The sequence below is a fragment of the Muricoccus pecuniae genome (assembly GCF_014199205.1).
GTDB lineage: Bacteria > Pseudomonadota > Alphaproteobacteria > Acetobacterales > Acetobacteraceae > Roseomonas > Roseomonas pecuniae.
The window spans coordinates 42,536-60,953 of record NZ_JACIJD010000013.1; the positions used below are offsets into that span (position 1 = coordinate 42,536).

Sequence of the window (18,418 nt, forward strand, 5' to 3'; positions counted from 1 at the left end):
CGAGCCGGAACCCAATGCTTCCCGAGATCCACCTCGTCGCCGCGGCGCGGCCGAACCTGCCCAAGCTCGCCGCGCTGCTGCACGCGCTGGCCGGGGCGCCGCCCTTCTGCGCGCCGGTCCTCGTCCATACCGGCCAGCACCACGACGCCGCGATGTTCGGCGGGCACCTCGCCGATCTCGGCCTGGCGCCGCCCGACATCTCCCTCGGCGTCTCCGGGGGCGGCCATGCCTCGCTCACCGGGCGCACGATGATCGCCTGCGCCGACCTCTGGTCCGCGCGCCGCCCGGCGATGGTGGTGGTGGCCGGCGACGTGGACGGCACGCTCGCGGCGGCGCTGGCCGCGCGCAAGCTCGGCATCCCCGTGGCGCATCTCGAGGCCGGGCTGCGCTGCGGCGACCTCGACATGCCCGAGGAGATCAACCGCCGCGCCGTGGACGCGATCAGCACCCTTCTCTGGGCACCCGACGAGGCCACGGCCGCGCGGCTGACCGCCGAGGGGCACGCGCCGGGCGCGGTGCGCGCCGTCGGCAACGCGATGATCGACAGCCTGCTCCGCGCCCTGCCCGCCGCGCGCGGCCGGGCGCTGCCCCCGGGGCTGGAGCCCGGCGGCTACGGCGTGCTGACGCTGCACCGGCCGGCCAATGTGGACCTCCCCGCCGCCCTGGCCGCCCTGCTGGAGGCGGTGGCGGGCGCGGCGCGGCACCTGCCGCTCGCCTGGCCCGTGCATCCGCGCACGGCGGCGCGGCTATCGGAATTCGGCCTCGCCGTGCCAGAAGGCGTCATGCCCCTGCCGCCGCTCGGATACCTGGACTTCCTGGGCCTGCTCGCCCGCGCGCGGCTCGTCGCCACCGACAGCGGCGGGGTGCAGGAGGAGGCCTGGGCACTCGACCTTCCCTGCCTCACCCTCCGCCCCTCCACCGAGCGGCCCGTGACGCTGGAGGCCGGGACCAACCGCCTCGTGCCGCCCGCGCAGCTGCCGGGGGCCGTCGCCGCCCTGCTGGCCGGGGACCGGCCGCGCGCCCGTCCCATCCCGCTCTGGGACGGGAGGGCGGGGGCGCGGATGGCGGCGCACCTGGCCGCGCATCTCGGTGCCGGCGGGCAGGAGATCGCGGCGTGAGCCGCCCCCCACGCCCCTCCGCGCGCCCCCGCATCGCCCCCTCCGCCGCGGGTGAGCCCGAGGCGCCGCTGGTCCTCATGCTCTCGGCCGCCCATCCGCCGACGGACCTTCGCATCGTCGGCAAGGAGGGCGCGGCCCTGGCCGCGGCGGGCTGGCGCGTGACGCATCTCGCCCCCGCGCCGCTGCGGGGGGCGAAGGAGGTGCCGGCGGAGAGCGCGGGGGTGCGGATCCTCACCTATCCCCGGCCGACCGGCTGGCTCGGCCGGCTGCGGGCCGCCCGCGCCCTGGCGCGCCGGGCCGCGCGGCTGAAGCCGGAGGTGATCCACGCCCACGAGCCCGACAGCTGGTACGCCGCGATCCTCGCCGCGCGCCGGAACGGCGCGGCCGTGGTGCTCGACGTGCACGAGCACTATCCCTCCCGCCTGGACGCCCGCCTGCCCCGGCCGCTGCGCGGGCTCGGCCGCCGGGCCGTGCGCGCCGCCTGCCGCTGGATGGCGGCGCGGGCCGATGCGGTGGTGGTCGCGAAGGACGGGCTGGAGGACGCCTTTCCCGGCACGGAGATCGTGCCCGTCCGCAACTACGCCGCCGCCGTGCCCGTGCGGCCGCGCGAGCACGGGCCGGGGCCGCTGACCCTCGTGCATCTCGGCGCCCTCACGCGGGAGCGCGGCGCCTTCGAGATGCTCCAGGCCCTTTCCCGCAGCCCGGAGGGCACGCGCCTCTCCCTCATCGGCCGCTTCACCGATGGCTGCGAGACCGACTTTCTCTCCGAGGCCAAGCGCCTGGGCCTGTCCGGCGCGGTGGAGCGGCATGGCTGGCTGCCGCACGAGGCCGCGGTGGCGCGGGCGGCGGAGGCGGATATCGGCCTCGTGCTCTTCCAGCCCGGCCACGAGAACCACCGGCTGGCCCTGCCGCACAAGCTGTTCGACTGCATGCTGGCCGGCCTGCCCGTGATCGTCCCCGATTTCGCCGAGGAGGTGGCGGCGGTGGTGCGGGAGGCCGGATGCGGCCTGCTGGTGGACACCGCCGACCCCGGGCGCGTGGCCGAGGCCGTGCGCGAGCTCGCTGACCCCGCGCTGCGCGCGCGGCTGGGCGCGGCGGGACGTGCCGCGGCGCTCGGCCGCTTCGGCTGGGCAGGCGAGGCGGAGCGCCTCGTCCGGCTCTATGCGGAGCTGGCCCCGCTCCCCGCCGGAGCGCGGCCGGAGGTGGCGCCCGCTCCCGCGCTGGCTCTGCCCGCCGTCGAGCCCTCCTTGCCCGCGCCGCCTCCCGCCCCGGCGCCGTCCGTCCCCGTGCCGCCGGTTCCGGAAGCGCCCCTCGCCGCCCTGCTCGCCTGGGGGCCGGGCGGGCACCCGCTGCCCGGTCCCTCCGCCGCCCTGCCCGGGCAGGGGATGGGCGGGCTTCCCCCGGCCGCTCCTTCCGCCGCGCCGGCCCCTGCCGAGGCCCTGCCGAGGCTGCTGCTCGATGCCGGGCCGGGCGGAGTGGAGGCGGTTCCGCCCAGCCTCGTCGCGCTGCTCTCGCGCGCTTCCCCGGAGCCCGCGCCCGGCCCGCCGCCCGTCTCCCCCGCGCCCGCCCCTGCCGAGGTGCCGCCCTCCCGGGTGCTCGGCCCCGCGCCGCCGCCCGCCCTGCCGGAGTTGGAGCCTCGCGCCGCCGGGCCGACCGCCTCGGCGGCGCTCGGCGCCATGGTGCACTCCCTCCGGAACGCCCCGCCGCCCATGGCCCTGCCGGAACCCGCGAAGGGGGCGGCGCCGGACTTCGCCCTCCTGGCAGGCCTGCCCGCGCCCGGCCCCGCCCTGCCCTCCCTGACCGGTCGGCCCGTCGAGGCGCCGCCGGAGGGGGCCGGGCTGCGGCTCCTCGCCGAGGCCGGGCTCTCGGACGCGCCCGCGCTCCCCGCCTCCATGGCCGCCATGCTCGGCCGCGCGCCGGAGATGCCGCCGCCGGCCGCCGCGCCGGCACCCGTCACCTCCGACGTGCCGCTGATCGAGGCCGGGCTGCGCGCCGCCGAGGGAACCGGCCCCGCCGAGCCCGCCTCCCCCGAGTGGCGCCTGCTGCAACCGGCGTCCCTCCCGCCCGGGGCGTCCGCGGCAGTGGCGCCGTTCGCGCCGCGCGGCTAAAGCAGGCGCCATGGCGCCGCAGCGCATCCTTCTGAACCTCGGGCTGGACCTGGCCCTCGCCGCGCTGGCCCTGCCGGCCGCGCTCTGGCTCGCCGCGCCCGGCGCCTGGCCGCCGGCGGGCTGGTGGCCGGGGGGGCTGGCCGGCTCGCTCCTCGCCTTCGCCGCCGCGGCCCTGCCGCTACGCCTGCCCCGGCAGTACTGGCGCTATGTCGGCCTGCCCGACCTGCTGCCCGTGCTGGGCGCGAGCCTCGCCGCCGCGCTGATCTTCTGGGCGGGGCTGCTGCTGCTGGGCGCCTGGCGGCCGCCGAACATCGCCTTTCCCGTGCTCCATGCCGGCGTGCTGGCGGCGCTGGCGGGCGGGGCGCGGCTGATCGGGCGGCTGCAATCCGCGCATCGCGCCGGCCCCGTCTCCGACGTGCCGCCCCAGCCCGTGCTGCTGGCCGGCGGCGGCGATTCCGCCGACCTCTTCATCCGCGCCCTCATCGCCCAGCGCGCCCCGGGCTACCGGGTGGAGGGCATCCTGGCCCCGCGCGCCCGGCAGCGCGGGCGGCGGATTCTGGGCGTGCCCATCCTCGGCACGGTCGATCAGGCCGGCACGGTACTCGACGAGCTGCGCGCCGAGGGGCGGCTGCCCGCGCTCCTCGTGCTCGCCGATCCCGGCCTCGCCGGCGGTGCGCTGGAGGCCTTGCTGGACGCGGCGGACCGGCACGGCGTGCCCGTGCGCCGCGCCCCGCGCCCCACGGCGCTCGACCCCGCCACGGCGCGCGCCCAGTTCGCGCGCAAGGCCGGGCGCAAGCTGGACCTACGCCCCGTCTCGATCGAGGAGTTGCTCGACCGCCCCCAGGTGCCGCTCGACCGCGAGGGCATGGCGCGGCTGGTCCAGGGCCGGCGCGTGCTCGTCACCGGCGCGGGCGGCACGATCGGCAGCGAGCTGGCGCGGCAGATCGCGGCGCTCGGCCCGGCGAATCTCACCCTGCTCGACCATGGCGAGTTCGCCCTCTACGAGATCGACCTCGAGCTCTCGGAGAGCCATCCCGGCGTCCCCCGCCGCCCCGTGCTGGCCGATGTGCGGGACGAGGCGCGGCTGCGGCGGCTGATGGAGGAGATCCGGCCCGAGCTGGTCTTCCACGCCGCCGCGCTGAAGCACGTGCCGATGGTGGAGAACGACCCGCTGGAGGGGCTGCTGACGAACGCGCTCGGCACCCGCCTGATCGCGGATGCGGCGCGCGCCAATGGCTGCCGGGCGATGGTCTTCATCTCCACGGACAAGGCGGTGAACCCGACCTCCGTCATGGGCGCCTCCAAGCGGCTGGCCGAGATGTACTGCCAGGCGCTGGACATGCAGGCCCGGCAGGGGATGGCGAGCGGCAGCGGCGGCATGCGCTGCGTCACCGTGCGCTTCGGCAACGTGCTCGGCTCCACCGGCTCCGTCGTGCCGCTCTTCCGCCGCCAGCTCGAGCGCGGGGGGCCGTTGACGGTCACCCATCCCGACATGCGCCGCTACTTCATGACGGTGCGCGAGGCGGTGGGGCTCGTGCTGCAGGCGAGCGTGATCGGGGCGGAGGACTTCTACTCCAAGGACGGGGCGGACCAGCCGCCGGAGCTGCGCGAGGGCGGCATCTTCGTGCTCGACATGGGCAAGCCCGTGAAGATCGTGGACCTCGCCCGCCGCATGATCCGCCTCGCGGGCCTCCAGCCCGACGAGGACGTGGAGATCCGCTTCACCGGCCTCCGCCCCGGCGAGAAGCTCTTCGAGGAGCTGTTCCACGGGCAGGAGCCGCCGCGGCCGACGGGCTTCCCCGGCCTGCTGGTGGCCACGCCGCGCACGGCGGACGCCGCCCTCGTCGGGCGCGCGATCGACGAGGTCTCCTCCGCCGCACGCGGGGGGCAGGCGCGGCTGGCGCTGGCCGGGCTCGCGCGGCTGGTGCCGGAATTCGAGCACGCGCCCAATACCCCGGCCGCGGGGCGCGCATAAACTTACCCTACCTTACTTGCGGAGGGGACGGCGGGACGGTTCCCTAGGACTGCTCACAAAATGGAGAGCAGCCTTCATGGGCCCGGTCCTCCCCCGTCGCGGCGCGGTGTAGCGCCATGGACGGATCCTTCGCTTCCCTCGCCTCGGGCGAGGCCTTCCTCGCCCGAGGCGAGGCGCTGATCGCGCGGCTGGAGGCGCGGCAGGCCCGGATCGGCGTGGTCGGGCTCGGCTATGCCGGGCTGCCCCTCGCCCTGCGCTTCGCCGAGACCGGCTTCGCGGTGGAGGGCTTCGACATCGACCTCGCCAAGGTGTCGGCGATCGCGGCGGGCCGCAGCCCTGTCCACGGCATCCCCGACCACCGCGTGGCCGGGAGCGGGATGCGCGCGCACGGGGATGCCGCCGCGGCGGCCGGCTGCGACGTGCTGGTGATCTGCGTCCCCACCCCCATCGGGCCGCACAAGGAGCCGGATCTCGGCGCCGTCCGGGACACGCTGGCCGCCCTCGCCCCCCATCTGCGCGCGGGCCAGGCGATCGCGCTGGAGAGCACGACCTATCCCGGCACGACCGAGGAGCTGGTCATCCCCGTGCTGGAGCGCGCGGGGCTGCGCGTGGGAAGGGACGCCTTCGTCATCTACTCCCCCGAGCGCGAGGATCCCGGCAATCCCGAGGGCACGGTGGGCCGCGTGCCGAAGCTTGTGGGCGGCGCGACGCCGGCCTGCCTCGCGGTGGGCAAGGCGCTCTACGGGCCGGTGGCGGGGGGGATCGTCCCCGTCTCCTCGCTCGCCGTCGCCGAGTTGGCCAAGTGCTACGAGAACGTCTTCCGCGCCGTGAACATCGGGCTGGTGAACGAGCTGAAGCGCATCGCCCACGCCATGGACCTCGACGTGCACGAGGTGATCGACGCCGCGGCCACCAAGCCCTTCGGCTTCATGCCCTTCCGCCCCGGCCCCGGGCTGGGCGGGCACTGCATTCCCGTCGATCCCTACTACCTCGCCTGGAAGGCGCGGGAGCTGGGCGTGGCGAGCGACTTCGTGGAGCTGGCCGGGCGGGTGAACGACGCCATGCCCGCCTATGTGATCTCCCGCCTGCGGGACGCGCTGGACGGGTTCGGAACCACGCTCCGCGGCGCGCGCATCCTCCTCCTCGGCCTCGCCTACAAGCCCGGCGTGCCGGACACGCGCGAGAGCCCGGCGATGGAGATCTTCGGCCTGCTGGAGGAGCGCGGCGCGGTCCTCTCCTATCACGACCCTCTGGTGCCGCGCTTCCCCGCCACCCGCCGCCTCCACGGCGCCTCGCCCGCGCTGGCGAGCGTGGCACTCGACGAGGCGGTGCTGGCGGCGCAGGACGCGGTGCTGCTCGTCACGCCGCAGCCGGGGATGGACCTCGCCCTCGTGCGCCGCGCGGCGCGGCTGGTGGTGGACACGCGCGGGGCGTTCCGCGGCGAGGGGCCCGGGGTTGTCGTGACGGCTTAAGGGAAAAGGCCGGGGAGAAGGAATTCTCCCCGGACCCCTCATCTTTTTCTTCGGGGCTGCCGCGGAGGGTGGGGGAGGGGGGGCACCTCAGCCCGGGGGCCCTGTTCTGCGAGGCCAGCCCCGCCAGGCGCCATGGGCGGTGGTCTCCGGCGCGGCCCGCACGCCCGCGGCCTCGGCCGCCAAGGGTCAGCAACTCCCAGGCCGTTCATATCGCGCCCGCGAACGATCCGCCGCCTGTTGCGTTAGCGGGGCAATGCTGACCGAAGCACCTGCCGCCGCGCGGCCCCGGGCCCCCGCGCGTCCGGCCGCCTCCACCCCCTCCCTGCTGAAGCCGGGCCGCAACGCCTGGCGCGTGGTGCGGGCCCCGCGCGCCGCGCTGCTCTCGGACGGCGCCACCTATTTCGGCGCGGTGCGGGCGGCGATGCTGGAGGCGCGGCACAGTATCCACGTCGTCGGCTGGGACATCGACAGCCGCACCCGGCTGGTGGGCGAGGCGCCGCCGGAGGACGGGCTGCCAGAGGAGCTGGGCGCCTTCCTCGCGGCCCTGGTGGAGCGGCGGCCCGGCCTCTCGGTGAAGCTGCTGCTCTGGGACTACTCCGTGCTCTACGCGCTGGAGCGGGAGCCGCTGCCCGCGCTGAACCTCCGCTGGAACGTGCCCGAGGCGGTGGAGCTGTGCCTGGACGACTGCACACCCTTCGGCGCCTCCCACCACCAGAAGGTCGTGGTGGTGGACGGGAAGGTCGCCTTCTCCGGCGGGCTGGACCTGACGATCCGCCGCTGGGACCGCAACGCGCACGACCCCTCCGACCCCGCGCGCATCGACCCCGCGGGCAAGCCCTACTCCCCCTTCCACGACGTGCAGATGATGGTGGACGGGGAAGCGGCGGAGGCGCTGGAAGAACTCGTGCGGGACCGCTGGAACCGGGCCTGCGAGGAATGCCTGGAAGCGCCCGCCCGCGCCCCCGGCGGCCACGACCCCTGGCCCGCGCAGGTCGCGCCCGACCTGCGGGACGCCACCATCGGCATCGCCCGCACCATGCCCAAGAGCGAGGGCGGGGTGGAGGTGCGCGAGGTGGAGGCCCTCTACCTCGACATGATCGGCGCGGCGGAGCGGGCGATCTACATCGAGAACCAGTTCCTCACCTGCGGCCGCATCGCCCGCGCGCTGATCCGCCGGATGAAGGAGCGCCCGGCGCTGGAGGCGCTGATCGTCGCGCCCAAGACGCACCACACCTGGCTGGAGCACCGCACGATGCTCGCCGGGCGCATCCGCTTCATGCGCGCCATCCGCCGCGCGGGGCTGGGCGAGCGCGTGCGGCTGGTCTTCCCCCATGTGCGGAACGGGGAGGCGGAATCGGAGGTGATGGTCCACTCCAAGGTGATGGTGGTGGACGACCGCTTCCTCCGCGTCGCCTCCTCCAACATCTGCAACCGCTCCATGGGCACGGACACCGAGTGCGACCTGATGGTGGAGGCGCGGGATGCCGGGCAGCGCGCCGCGGTCGCCGGGCTGCGGGACCGGCTGATCGCCGAGCACACCGGCGCCGCGCCGGAGACGGTGGCCGCGCGGCTGCGCGCATCGGAGTCGATCCTGCTCGCGCTGAAGGGGCTCTCCGCCGGGGGCAAGAGCCTGCGCGACGTGGAGGACGGGGAGGTGCCCGCGCGCAGCCTCATCCCCGGGATCGAGCGCGCCGCCGATCCCCGGCGCCCCATGGAATCGGGCGAGTTCCTGGCCGACTATCTCGGCCATCCCGACGTCGCCCCGCCCTCGGGCAAGCCCTGGCCGCTGCTGGCGCGGGCGGCGCTCATGCTGCTGCCCGTCGCACTGCTGATCCTGCTCTGGAAGCTCACGCCGCTGGCGGGGCTGATGACGCCGGAGGCCATGCGGAACGCGCTGACCGCGGGCGGCTCCTGGGGGCCGGCGGTCTCGGTCGGGCTCTTCCTGCTGCTCGGCTTCGTCGCCTTTCCCGTGAACGTGCTCATCCTCGGCACGGCGGCCGCCTTCGGCACCTGGCCGGGGCTGGCCTATGCCGCGGTGGGCGCCATGGTCTCGGCGGCGGCGACCTACTGGCTCGGGCGGCGGCTCGGGCCGAACCTGCTGCGCCGCGCGCTGGGGCCGCGCATCAACAAGGTGAGCCAGACGGTGAACCGGAACGGCATCCTCGCCGTGACCACCGTCCGCCTGCTCCCCGTCGCGCCCTTCACCCTGGTGAACCTCGTCGCGGGGGCGATGCGGATCCGCTTCCTCGACTACATGGTGGGCACGGCGCTCGGCCTGCTGCCCGGGATCGCGCTGCTCTCCCTCGTGGGAGAGAGCCTGTCGCGCATCCTGGAGAACCCGACGCCGCGCAACATAGGCATCCTTCTCCTCGTGCTCGTCGCCTGGGCCGGGGTGACATGGGGGCTGCAAACCCTGTTCCGGCGCCTGCGCCGGGAATAGGCGGCCCGGCATGACGGGAAGCACGCCGTTCCGGGTGATGACCTGGAACATCCACGGCGCCGTCTGCCCCTCCGGGCGGCACGACCTGCAGCGCGCCATCGACCTCATCCGCTGCCACGCCCCCGACATCGTGGCGATCCAGGAGGTGGAGGGCCGCCACCGCCCGGGCACGGCTCCCTTCACCGCGCTGCGCGAGGCCCTGGGCGGGCACGCCGTGGAGGCGCCCACCCTGCGCGGCGCGGATGGCTGCTACGGCCACATGCTCGTCAGCCGCTGGCCCCTGGAGGAGGCGGCGCTGCACGACCTCTCCGTCCCCGGCCGGGAGCCCCGCACCGCCATCGCCGCGCGGGTGAGGACGCCCGGCGGACCCTTGCGCCTGCTCGCCGCGCATCTCGGCCTGGGATGGGGGGAGCGGCGGGTGCAGGCGGCCCGGCTCGCCGCCCTCGCCCGCGGGACCAGTGACGCCCTCCTGGCGCTGGGTGACTTCAACGACTGGGAGCCGCACGGGCCGGTGGACCGCGCCTTCCTCGGCGCGCTGCCCTCGCGCACGCGGGCGCGCACCTTCCCCGTCCGCCGCCCGCTCTTCGCGCTGGACCGCATCTATGCCCGCCCGCGCGCGGCCCTGCTGCGGAGCTGGACCGACCGCGCGGCGCGCGAGGCCTCGGACCACCTGCCCGTGATCGCGGAGGTGGCGATCGCGCCGGAGGGGGAGGGAAGGGTGACGCGGCTGGAGGTGGGATAGGCCCGTCCCGCGCGTGCCGCAGCGCGAAATCCGTCTCTCGTAACCCTCGGCGGTTTCCGTCGTTGAGACCCCGCATCGCCAGGGACCCCGCCATGCCCGCACCACGCCTCAAGCCCGTCTCCGAGCAGGTGATCGTCATCACCGGCGCCACCTCCGGCATCGGCCTCGCCACCGCGCGGGAGGCGGCGGAGCGCGGGGCCGCCGTGGTGATCGCCGCCCGCAACGAGGAGGCGCTGAACGCGCTCGCCGAGGAAATCCGCGGCAAGGGCGGGCGGGCCGAGCCCGTGGTGGCCGATGTCGCCGACATGGCCCAGGTGGAGGCGATCAGCGAGGCCGCGATCCGCGTCTTCGGCGGCTTCGATTCCTGGTGCAACAACGCCGGCGTCGCGATTTTCGGAGAGATGGAGGACGTGCCGCTGGAGGACCAGCGGCGCCTCTTCGACGTGAACTACTGGGGCGTGGTGCACGGCACGCTCGTCGCGGCGCGGCACCTCAAGGGCAAGGGCGGGGCCATCGTCAACACGGGCAGCGTGCTGTCCGACCGCGCGATGGCGCTGCAGGGTCCCTACTCCGCCGCCAAGTTCGCCCTGAAGGGCGTGACCGAGGCCTTCCGCACAGAGTTCGAGGCCGAGGACTACCCGATCAGCGTCACGCTGGTGAAGCCCGGCCCGATCGACACCCCCTACATGGAGCACGCCCGCAACCTCATGGGCACGGTGGGCACGCGGAACCCGCCCCCCTCCTACCACCCTCGCGTGGTGGCCCGCGCCATCCTCTACGCCTGCGAAACCCGCGTGCGCGACCTCGTCGTGGGCGGCGGCGGGCTGATGGTCTCGGTCATGGGCCGCCTCGCCCCCAAGCTGACGGACCTCATCATGAGCAAGATCGCCAAGCCCGTTCAATCCAGCGACCAGCCCGGCCGGGCCGAGCGGCGCGACAACCTCTACGACGCGCGCGAGGACCTGGCCGAGACCTCCTCCCTCTCCGGCCCGCCGCCGCGCCGCACCTCCTTCCTTCTGGAGGCGCAGATGAACCCGCTCGGTCCGGCCGGGCTGCTCATCGGCGCCGCGGCCCTGCTCGGGGGCGCCGCCTTCGGCATGTACACCCTGCGCCGGCCGAAGCCGGTGCCCGAGCGGCTGGCCGAACGCGCCTGGCGGATCGGGCGGGGCGTGACGCGGGATGCCGGCCACGGCATCGGCACGCTCGGCCACGAGGCGAGCCGCATCGCCCATCGCGCGCTCGGCTACGCCGAGCGGGCCGAGCGCGAGGCGCGGCCCTATGCGAAGACCGCCCGCAAGAGGGCCGAGCGCTTCGCCGACCGCGCGAGCCGCTACGCGGCCTCCGCCTATGACGACGCGCGGGAGCGCGGGTCGGACCTCTACGAGGGCGCGCGGGACCGCGGCCGCTCCCTCTACCGCGACCTGCGCGGCCGGGGCGAGGACGCCTATGAGGACGCGCGGGACGAGGGCTGGCATCTCTTCAAGCGCGCCCGCGCCGAGGGCCGCGACACCTATGAGGACGCGCGCGACCGCGGCTGGAGCCTCTTCGGCCGTGCCCGCGACCGGGGCGAGGATCTCTACGGCCGCGCCCGCAAGCGCGGCGCCGAAGCCTATGACGACGCACGGGACGAGGGCTGGCACCTCTTCAAGCGTGCCCGGGCCGAGGGCCGCGATGCGTATGACGACGCGCGCGACACCGGCTGGAGCCTCTTCGGCCGCGCGCGGCACGAGGTGGACAAGCGCGCCCGGCACGCCGCCCATGAGGGCGAGGGGCTGCTCGACCGGGTCAACGCCTTCCTGAAGTCCCGCCTCTGACGAAACGGGGCGCGCCGGCCCGGCCGGCGCGCCCCGCCTGAGTGAAGCCAGGGGGCGGGTGTCCCGCCCCCGGCCCTGCTACCCGCCCTGCGCTTCCAGGTGTGCGCGATAGAAGGGCGTCGGGGCGACGATGCGGTTCTCCATCTCCTGCAGCACGCCCAGCTCCGCCACCTTGGCAAGATAGGCCTGGAAGGCGGGGTCGGCGGCCATGGCGGCGCGGCGCTTCTCGCGGTCCGCCTGGCTGTCATAGGCCCAGAGATGGACGACGCGGTTCAGCGGGCCCTCCACCGTCGTGTACCAGCCGAGGCAGCGGCCGAGATGCTTCTTTTGAAGCTCCCACGCCATCGTCTCGTAGAGCTTCACGAACTCGGCCATGCGGTTCGGCTGGCAGGTGTAGATCCGCAGGTCCACGATCATCGGCGCATTCCTCGTCGTCGCGTTCTCGGCCGCGGGGAGGGACCCCCTCAGGCGCCCGCAGACTCCTCCACGGCGAGCAGCGCGTCCAGGGTGCGGGCGGCGGTGGCCAGCACGCCCTCGTCCCCCGTGACCATCAGCCCGGCGATCGCCCCGTCGATGAGCAGCAGCAGCGTCTCGGCGAACTCCCCGGGGTGGGCGAGGCCGGCATCCCCGGCCAGGCCCGCCAGGAAGGCGCGGCAGGCGGCGCGGTGCTCGGTGGCCAGCTCGCGCAGCCAGGGCTCGCCCTTCGTGTGCTCGGCCACCGCGTTGATGAAGGCGCAGCCGTAGAAGCGGCCGCCGCGGAACCAGCCGGCCAGGGCGGGGACGATGGCGCGCAGCCGCGCGCGCGGGTCGTCGGAGGCGGCGGCGACCTCGGCGGCGAAGGCCTCGCGCCAGGCCTGCCCCTCCTCGCGCAGCGCCGCGCGCACCAGCGCCTCCTTCGAGCCGAAGCGGCTGTAGAGCGTCATCTTCGAGGCGCCGGCGGCGGCGAGGATGCGGTCCACCCCCGTCGCGTGGATGCCGTCCCGGCAGAACATCTCCCGGGCCGCGGCGACGATGCGCTCGTGCGGCGCGAGGGCCTCGGGCGGGGAAGGGATCGGCACGGGGGCCGCGGCCTTCGGGATGGGACTGCTCCTGTCTGTTGCAGGGACTGCCCATGAGGAATGCAGCCCCGGCCGTGAACCCCGCCTCACGGGCGGGCGGCGGATCCGGTCGCCATCATGCCCCATCCGCCAGGCCCAGGCGAGGGCCGCGGGCCTCCCGACCACCTGATGGAACGGCCTTGCCGGCCCTGTGGCCCGGGCCGCCCGCCGGTGGAACGCGGCTTGCCCTGCCGGAGCGCGTCCGCCCGCCGGCGGCCTGACCAGAGAGAAGACGATGAACGACGCCAAGACCGAGCTCGGCCGGAAGATCCTCAAGATCAAGAAGAGCAAGGGGCTGAAATGGGCCGAGGTGGCCGCGCGGATAGGCCAGAGCCCCGTCTGGACCTGCGCGCTCTGCATGGGCCAGATGAGCGCCGAGCCGCACCACGCCCGCGGCATCGCCGAGCTCTTCGGCCTCGACGAGGAGGAGGAGGCGACGCTCCTCGAGATCCCCTATCGCGGCGCCCAGCCCCTGCCGCCGACGGACCCGCTGATCTACCGCTTCTACGAGCTGATCCTCGTCTACGGCACGACCTGGAAGGAGATGATCCACGAGGAGTTCGGCGACGGCATCATGTCCGCCATCGACTACGACATGCAGCTCGAGCGCCAGCCCGACCAGAAGGGCGACCGCGTGCGGATCACCATGTCCGGCAAGTTCCTGCCCTACAAGCGGTACTGACCGTTCGGGGGAGGGGCCGCGCGGCCCCTCACTCGCTCCCGAGCAGGCCCTCGACGATTCCGCGCAGCAGCGCCGCTCCCTCGGAGAGCCGCTCCAGCGCGAGGGGCCGCCCGCGCGCCTCGCCGCCCGTGGCGAGGGCCGCGCGGTCCTGTCCCAGCTCGCGCGCGGAGAGGCGGCCATCGCCGTCGTAGTCGAGGCTCTCCATCATCAGCCGCGCCCCGGCGACGCCGCCCACCACCCCCGCCGAATTGGCGAGGCCGGAGAGCTCCGGCGCCGCCTCGGCCTGGAGGGAGAGGAGCCAGGCGGCGCCCCGGAACAGCCGCGCCAGCTCCGCCGTGCCGAGGAGGTTGTCGCCCGAGACATCGCCCACGCGGACGAGGGCGGCCGCACAATCCGCCACGGCCCCCGTGCCCGGGCCGCAGGCGGCCTCCAGCACCTCCACCGCGCCGAGGAAGGCGACGCCCTCGCCCTGGGCGGCGAAGGAGAGGGGGGTGGCGGGGCAGCGCTGCCAGCGGGTGACGGGGGCATCGCCCGGCAGGCGGTCGTCGCGCGTCTTGTTGCCCGGCTCCGCCGTCTCCAGCGCGTCGCCGGCGGGGCGGAGCATCAGGCGCGGGGCCTCGGCGCCGCGGGCCGTCGCCACCGTCCAGCCGCCCTCCAGGCCGCGGGCCTCGGTGAAGCGCAGCAGGCGCCCGGCGCCGTCCGCCGGCACGCGGGCCGCGCCGCGGGCGGAGAGGGCGAGCATGGCCGTGGGAGCGGTGCACTCCCCCGTGAACCAGGCGCCGCGCTGGGCCTGGCCGACCACGGCCCCCGGGCCTGGAAGCTGTCCCTGGGCGGCCGGGTCCTGGGCGCGGGCTCCCGGTGCCGCGGCGAGGGCGGCGAGAAGGGCGAGGCCGGCCAGGAAGGAGCGGGCGGGAGGGGTCATGGCAGGGGCACCTCGATGCCGGCACAGAGGTCCAGGGGATCGCGCGTCACCTCCCGCCCGTCGCGGAAGACGGCGGTGAGGCGGGCGGGGCAGGCGCCGCCCTCGGGCGGGGCGATGTCCAGCGTCTCGTTCGCGCCGAGCACGGTCGCGCCCAGCCGGTCCTCCCCGCGCGGCGCGCCGGGGGGGTCGATGTAGAGCTCCACGACCGGCAGGCGGGCGGCGTTGCGCAGGCGCACGCTGCCCGGGCGGGGGCCGTCATCCTCCTCGCCCTCGTCCAGCCGGGCGGCGATCGTCCAGCCCGGACGGATGCTGACGAGCGGGTTCTGGCAGATGTTCACCTCCCGCCGCTCCTCCGCGCCGCTGCTGGGGAAGACGACGCGCAGGTCTGCCACGCAGTCCACGGGCAGGGAGAGGGTCTGCCGCTCGCCCCGGCCGAGGCCACCGGGCAGCCGCTCCGGCCCCCAGTCCCCCTCGTTGGAGGAGGAGACGTAGATCTCCTCGATCCGCGCACCGTGGCGGTTCACGAGCGTCAGCGGGCGCTCGGGCGGGCGGGGGATGCCGCTGCCGTCGAAGGTGACGGGGGCGGTGCAGATGTTCACCCCGCGCCGCGCCTCGGCCGCGCCGTCCGCATAGGTGGCGCGCAGGTCGGCCTCGCAGCCGGGCAGGCGCAGCCGGAGGCGGAAGCTGCTGCCATCGGGCGCGACCTGGTTGCCCATGCGGTCCACGCCCCAGCCCTCATCGGCGTCGAGCGCGCCGCCGCGCCCGGCGGGAACGACGTGCAGCCCGCCCAGTGGGCGCCCGGCGCGGTTGTTCACCGTGAGGTCCCGCCAGGGGAGGGCGGGGTCGGCCAGGGTGACGCGCGGGTTGCGGCAGACATCCGTGCGCGGGCGCGACACCTCGGAACCGTCCGCCATCACGGCGGTGATGTCGAAGACGCAGTCGCGGCGCCGCCCGAGGCGCAGGCGGTGGGGGCGGCCGGCGGGCACGGTCTCCGCCCCCAGCCGGTCCGGCCCGCGCGGGGCGCCGGGCGGGGCGGCGTAGAGTTCCCGGATATCGAGGTCGGTGTCGTTGTTGACCAGCGCCTCCCGTACCGGGGCGGAGGCGTCGCCGAGGGTGACGCGGCTGCTCCGGCAGAGATCGATCCCCCGCCGCTCCTCCACCGTCTCGTCCGCGAGGATCGCGCGGAGGGACCAGGCGCAGGGCTGGTTGCGGCCGAGGCGGAGGCGGACGCTGCCACCCGGTGGCAGGGTATCCGCCCCGAGCCGGTCCGGGCCGGGATCGGTCTCGGTGGAGGGGACGAGGTAGATCTCCCGCACGGCGAGGCCCGTCTCGTTCGCGATCACGGCCTCCCGCTCGGCCGGGCGGGAGCCGGGGTTTTGCGCGCGGCCCGGCGAGGGAAGGAGGAGCAGGGCCGCCAGCCCGATCCCCATGAGCGTCCCACGCATTCCAGAACCCCGATCCCCTGCCTCGCCGACCCGCCCGGGAGGTGCGGCGCAGGATCGTCGCATGAAAGCCACGGCGCAATTGCAGGGAAGACACACCCGGCCCCTCGCGCGCGGAGGGAGCGGGGAGAAGGCGTCAAGGCGGCGTGATGGGCGCGCGGCGCCGCCACCGGGGGGCAGGAAATCGCGCCGGGCCGGATTCTGCGCCGCCGCCCTTCTGGTCTAAGCTGCGCGCAACCGTCCATGGGAGGACCGATCGCCATGACCCCCCGCCCCGCCTCGCGCCGCCGTTTCCTGGCCGGCGCCGCGGCCCTGCCCTTTCTTTCCGCCGGCTTCCCGGCCGGGGCGCGCGCCCAGGGCACCCAGCGCTATGCCAGCCTGAACATATTCATCCCCGCCGCCCCCGGCGGCGGCTGGGACAGCCTCGGCCGCGCGATCGAGCAGGTGGCCCGGCAGGGCGGGCTCGTCGGCGCCATGCAGTTCGAGAATGTAGGCGGCGCGGGCGGCGCGGTGGGCCTGCCGCGCTTCGTGGCCCAGCGCCGCGGCCGGCCGGACGCGCTGATGGTGGCCGGCGCCGTGATGGTGGGCTCGACCATCACCAACAAGAGCCCCGTGGGCGTGAGGGACGTGACCCCGATCGCGCGGCTGACGGACGAGACCCTCGCCGTGGTGGTGCCGGCCAGTTCCGAGATCCGCGACCTCAAGGGGCTGATGGACGCGCTCCGCGCCAATCCCGGCGGGGTGGCGGTGGGCGGCGGCTCGGCCGGCGGCATGGACCACATCCTGCTGGGCCAGCTCATCAAGTCCGTCGGCCGCAACGCGCGCGAGGGATCCTACGTCGCCTTCGCCGGCGGCGGCCCGGCCCAGGCGGCCATCCTCGGCGGCCAGGTGAAAGCGGGCATTTCCGGCTTCTCGGAATTCGCCGAGCAGATCAAGGCGGGGCGGATGCGCGCCCTGGCCACGAGCGGCGCGACGCGGACGGACCCTGCCGTGCCCACGCTCCGCGAGAGCGGGATCGACATCGTGATGGGCAACTGGCGCGGCCTCTTCGCCCCGCCCGGCATCAGCGCCGACATCCGCGCCAACCACATCCGCTTCGCGACCGAGCTGCACGCCCTGCCGGCCTGGAAGTCGCTGCTGGAGACCCGCGGCTGGGAGGACGCCTTCATGGAAGGCGGCGCCTTCGAGGAGTTCCTGAAGCGTGACCTCGAGGCCACCGCCGCCGTGCTGCGGGAGATCGGGCTCGCCTGAGCCCGGCCCCGCCGGATCCTGCCGAGGCCGGATCCGGCGGGAGCGCCTCAGGCGATGACGTGGAGGTCGCCCGCCGCCGGCGACGTGCCCGCGGCGAAGAGCGCGATCCGCACCGCCGTGGCCGTGCCCTCGCCGTCCGCATCCCACCAGAGCTGGTCGGCATCGGTTTCCAGGATGAACTGGCCGGTGCCGGCGGGGGCGTCCGACAGGCCCGTGGTGTTGCTCGTGAACCGCCCCGTTGCCAGCAGGTCCATGCCCGCGGCGAGCCCGCCGCCGAAGCCCGCGGCCGAGACCTCGACCACGTCGCTCCCCCGCAGGAAATCGGTGACGCTGTCCCCGCCCTCCCAGGCAAAGCCGTAGCGGAAGTGGTCCGCGCCGGCGCCGCCCGTGAGCCGGTCCGCGCCGGGGCCGCCCGCGAGCACGTCCTCCCCCGCGCCGCCGACCAGCGTGTCCCGGCCCGCCAGGCCGGCCAGCAGGCTCCCGGCATCGTTCGCGAGCATGCGGTTGTCCGCGCCGTTGCCCGTGCCGGTGAGGGGGGCCGTGCCGGAGAGGGTGAGGTTCTCGATGCCGGCCGCGAGGGTAAAGGAAAGGGACGAAACCACCGTGTCCACTCCGCCGCCGCCGGCCTCGCTGACCCGGTCCCCGGCGTCGTCCACGATGTAGCGATCATTCCCGGGGCCGCCGAGCAGGAGGTCGGCGCCCGCCCCGCCATCGAGCCGGTCGGCACCGTCCCCGCCCTGGAGCAGGTCGCGCCCGGCCCCGCCGGAGAGGGTGTCGTCCCCGCTGCCGCCCTGGAGGATGTCGTCCCCCATGCCGCCCCGCAACGTGTCCTGGCCCGCCCCGCCGGCCAGCAGGTCGCTCCCCGCGCCGCCCACCAGGAGATCGTCCCCGGCCCCGCCGAGGAGCGCGTCGGCCCCGGCGCCGCCGGTCAGCGTGTCGGCGCCCGCGCCGGCATGGAGCAGGAGGGAGGCCGTCGCGGGGAGCGCCGACCCGTCCGCCATGACGGAGGCCGCGCCCTCGGCCAGCACGGTGACGCGGCCGCCGGTGAAGGCCGCCGCGGCGTTCGCGCCGAGGGTGAGGCTCTGCGCGCCGCTGCCGTGCAGCCACAGGCCTTCCATGTTGCGGAGATGGACGAAGTCGCCGTCCGTGGCGGAGAGGTCGTCGGTGAAGATCGCGACGTCGAGCCCGCCGGCGCCGTCCAGCAGGCCTGCCGCGTGCAGGCCCTCGGCGCCGCCGAGGATGAAGAGATCGGTGCCGCGCGTCCCGGTTTTGGGAGCGGTCGGGGCAATGAAGATGGCCAAGGCTGGATTCTCCAGAGGCGTCGCGCGCTGTTTTTGGCGCGCGACCCAACGCTG

General features: G+C 75.5%; 14 protein-coding genes. 9 read left to right on the plus strand and 5 right to left on the minus strand.

What is annotated here, in order from left to right; genetic code table 11:
• The first annotated feature begins 14 nt into the window (after positions 1–14).
• The 7 genes from wecB to FHS87_RS14690 all read left to right on the plus strand — a co-directional run bounded on the left by wecB (position 15) and on the right by FHS87_RS14690 (position 11,669).
• Positions 15–1,118 carry a non-hydrolyzing UDP-N-acetylglucosamine 2-epimerase gene (wecB, locus tag FHS87_RS14660; protein WP_184519817.1) on the plus strand — a complete coding sequence of 368 codons (1,104 nt, stop codon included), beginning with the start codon at positions 15–17 and terminating at the stop codon, positions 1,116–1,118.
• Entirely contained in the window at positions 1,115–3,226 is a 2,112-nt protein-coding gene (locus FHS87_RS14665; RefSeq protein WP_184519820.1) for a glycosyltransferase, read from the plus strand. Before wecB ends, FHS87_RS14665 begins: the two co-directional genes overlap by 4 nt.
• Before the next feature lie 10 nt (positions 3,227–3,236).
• Positions 3,237–5,201, plus strand: coding sequence for a polysaccharide biosynthesis protein (locus tag FHS87_RS14670; RefSeq protein ID WP_184519823.1), 1,965 nt, complete (start codon positions 3,237–3,239; stop codon positions 5,199–5,201).
• Positions 5,202–5,317: 116 nt separating this feature from the next.
• Positions 5,318–6,673: a nucleotide sugar dehydrogenase gene (locus tag FHS87_RS14675; protein WP_184519826.1), complete on the plus strand. Its 1,356-nt coding sequence runs from the start codon at positions 5,318–5,320 to the stop codon at positions 6,671–6,673.
• 253 nt (positions 6,674–6,926) lie between these two features.
• Entirely contained in the window at positions 6,927–9,113 is a 2,187-nt protein-coding gene (locus FHS87_RS14680) for a VTT domain-containing protein (RefSeq protein WP_184519829.1), read from the plus strand.
• A gap of 10 nt (positions 9,114–9,123) precedes the next feature.
• Positions 9,124–9,855: an endonuclease/exonuclease/phosphatase family protein gene (locus FHS87_RS14685; RefSeq protein ID WP_221299944.1), complete on the plus strand. Its 732-nt coding sequence runs from the start codon at positions 9,124–9,126 to the stop codon at positions 9,853–9,855.
• A 92-nt stretch (positions 9,856–9,947) separates the two neighbouring features.
• The gene (locus FHS87_RS14690; RefSeq protein WP_184519832.1) at positions 9,948–11,669 is read left to right on the plus strand and encodes an SDR family oxidoreductase; all 1,722 of its coding nucleotides are present in this window, start codon (positions 9,948–9,950) and stop codon (positions 11,667–11,669) included.
• Between the two features lie 78 nt (positions 11,670–11,747).
• Here the strand turns inward: FHS87_RS14690 and FHS87_RS14695 are convergent, their stop codons facing one another.
• Entirely contained in the window at positions 11,748–12,086 is a 339-nt protein-coding gene (locus tag FHS87_RS14695) for an NIPSNAP family protein (protein WP_184519835.1), read from the minus strand.
• 47 nt (positions 12,087–12,133) lie between these two features.
• The gene (locus FHS87_RS14700) at positions 12,134–12,727 is read right to left on the minus strand and encodes a TetR/AcrR family transcriptional regulator (protein ID WP_184519838.1); all 594 of its coding nucleotides are present in this window, start codon (positions 12,725–12,727) and stop codon (positions 12,134–12,136) included.
• Between the two features lie 274 nt (positions 12,728–13,001).
• On the opposite strand from FHS87_RS14700, the gene cynS reads away from it, so the two are divergent.
• The gene (cynS, locus tag FHS87_RS14705) at positions 13,002–13,448 is read left to right on the plus strand and encodes a cyanase (RefSeq protein ID WP_184519841.1); all 447 of its coding nucleotides are present in this window, start codon (positions 13,002–13,004) and stop codon (positions 13,446–13,448) included.
• 28 nt (positions 13,449–13,476) lie between these two features.
• Here cynS and FHS87_RS14710 read toward each other — a convergent pair whose 3' ends face one another.
• On the minus strand, positions 13,477–14,370 hold the full coding sequence (locus tag FHS87_RS14710; protein ID WP_184519843.1) for a hypothetical protein: 894 nt from the start codon (positions 14,368–14,370) through the stop codon (positions 13,477–13,479).
• Positions 14,367–15,815, minus strand: coding sequence for a hypothetical protein (locus FHS87_RS14715; protein ID WP_184519846.1), 1,449 nt, complete (start codon positions 15,813–15,815; stop codon positions 14,367–14,369). The genes FHS87_RS14710 and FHS87_RS14715 overlap by 4 nt, the downstream gene beginning before the upstream one ends.
• Before the next feature lie 258 nt (positions 15,816–16,073).
• On the opposite strand from FHS87_RS14715, the gene FHS87_RS14720 reads away from it, so the two are divergent.
• Positions 16,074–17,063, plus strand: coding sequence for a Bug family tripartite tricarboxylate transporter substrate binding protein (locus FHS87_RS14720; RefSeq protein ID WP_184519848.1), 990 nt, complete (start codon positions 16,074–16,076; stop codon positions 17,061–17,063).
• 47 nt (positions 17,064–17,110) lie between these two features.
• Here FHS87_RS14720 and FHS87_RS24265 read toward each other — a convergent pair whose 3' ends face one another.
• Positions 17,111–18,364, minus strand: a complete 1,254-nt coding sequence (locus FHS87_RS24265; protein ID WP_281394448.1) for a calcium-binding protein — start codon at positions 18,362–18,364, stop codon at positions 17,111–17,113.
• Between the last annotated feature and the right edge of the window lie 54 nt (positions 18,365–18,418).